The sequence below is a fragment of the Rhizobium sp. SVR5-9E genome (genome assembly GCF_056755095.1).
The window spans coordinates 1-268 of record NZ_JBNDHS010000445.1 but is presented as its reverse complement, the minus strand read 5'-3'; the positions used below and the strand labels follow the sequence as shown (position 1 = coordinate 268).

At 47.8% G+C, this 268-nt stretch carries 1 protein-coding gene; it reads left to right on the top strand.

What is annotated here, in order from left to right:
- Positions 1-268 (top strand): potassium-transporting ATPase subunit KdpA (locus ACPYOJ_RS35555; RefSeq protein ID WP_481420416.1); only part of this gene is annotated, 268 nt, incomplete at both ends.

Genomic DNA, 268 nt, shown 5'->3' with positions numbered 1-268 from the left:
AAATGGGAACCGACCCTCATCTCGGAGCTATGGAAGGTAAGGAAATCCGTTTCGGAAGTGCGTCTTCGGCCTACTGGAGTATTGCGACAACGGTCATTTCCACAGGTTCCGTCAATGCCATGCACGATAGCACAATGCCTTTGTCGGGAATGAATGAACTGCTGGCCATGATGATCAACTGTTTCTACGGAGGTTGCGGCGTAGGAATTCTGAACTACTTCATTTTTATCATTCTTGCCGTAGTTATAAGCGGACTCATGGTAGGAAG